Below are 1,292 nucleotides of genomic sequence, written 5' to 3' on the forward strand. Positions count from 1 at the left end.
AACTTCGGCGGAAGCCGAGGTTTCTTTGAACATGGACATCTTTAAAAATCAAATGAATAAATGGTTGGCCACTATGCCTAATTATATCAAGCAATGCTTAAATATTTCTGTGTGCGAAAGTTGAGTAATAACAAAATATAAATTCTGCCTTTCTGCCCTAATGGAGAAGGGTTATTTGGCATACTCAGTTTTCCAATTGTAACTTTTTATAAAAAAGTATAATACGAATCTATTGTTTCTATATGTTTTCTTTAACAATACAGCTATTTTTAAAGCTGGTATAGTCGAAAAATAAAGTATAAAATTTCCTAAAATAAAATAAAGCATAAAGCTCGAATTCTCTAGCTATGTATTGGTGGAGACGGTGGGAGTCGAACTATACCTTATAAAATATTGACATATAAACGTTTAATCGATGGTTATTTTTTAAATGTGCAAAATTCGTGCAAAATTATTTTCAGTGCATAAATCTATGCAAAAAAAGGTCGGAGTCATACTCCGCCTTCTTTTTTACAAAAACAGCCTACTCAAAGCGAGTAGTCTTCTGCTTATTATTTCAAATTGTCAATAGCGTATTGAGCTTCCTCAGGTGTAAATTTTTCCCCGTATTCAGAAACCAATTGGTCATAAATCGCTTGATTGGACATATCCATCGTTTCTGCGTATTGCTCTGCTTTTTTTAACGCATTCGCTTTCCAATCCCATTCAAGGTTGTCAATAGCATATTGGGCCGCTTCAGGCGGGAATCCTTCTCCGTATTCAGAAACTAATTGATCATATATTCCTTGTTTTGACATATACATTGTTTCGGCATATAACTCCGCTTTTTTAAGTGCCGCTTCATATTCTCTTGGAACTTCTTCTTTTACTTCAGTTTCCGTATTTTCTTCGGTTGTTTCTTCTTCAACTGTAGTTTCCTTTTTATTTTCAGATTCAACCGTTACAGTTTCAGTCGTTGTTTTTTCTTCATCTTTTTTCGCTTGATCGCTACCCTCTTCGCCTCCGCCAATTGCTGCAGCAGCAACAATGATGATGGCTATGACCCAAAACCACCATTTTTTGTAGAAAGGTTTTTTCTGTTTTTCCATGGTAAAAGTCCTCCTATTTTTTAAGTATTTCCATGTCCTATAATACCATATTTAGCCTGTTTTGGTTCAAAAACAATAAAAAGGGGCTGTCTAATAAGTCCTGAAAAACAGATCGAGAGGAGAAAAATGTGTCTTTTTTCTCCTCTCGATTTTGTATATTTTTGGTTTTTCGCTGAAAGTGGCTTGCGGAGGCTTGCTACTTTC

The 1,292-nt window shown here is 35.0% G+C and carries 2 protein-coding genes; both read right to left on the reverse strand.

Features of this window, described 5'->3' with window-relative positions; genetic code table 11:
• Nucleotides 1-551 precede the first annotated feature (551 nt).
• Nucleotides 552-1,088, reverse strand: a complete 537-nt coding sequence (locus GJS40_RS13895; RefSeq protein ID WP_270898456.1) for an Ltp family lipoprotein — start codon at nucleotides 1,086-1,088, stop codon at nucleotides 552-554.
• 20 nt (nucleotides 1,089-1,108) lie between these two features.
• A partial coding sequence (locus tag GJS40_RS13900) for a hypothetical protein (protein ID WP_270898457.1) occupies nucleotides 1,109-1,292 on the reverse strand: 184 nt, incomplete at its 5' end.

The sequence above is a fragment of the Aliibacillus thermotolerans genome (genome assembly GCF_027853235.1).
GTDB classification, from domain to species: Bacteria; Bacillota; Bacilli; order Bacillales; family Marinococcaceae; genus Aliibacillus; species Aliibacillus thermotolerans.

Excerpts from the sequence above, each read along its gene's own strand:
- GJS40_RS13895 (WP_270898456.1), bottom strand. The coding sequence starts at position 1,088 with ATGGAAAAACAGAAAAAACCTTTCTACAAAAAATGGTGGTTTTGGGTC.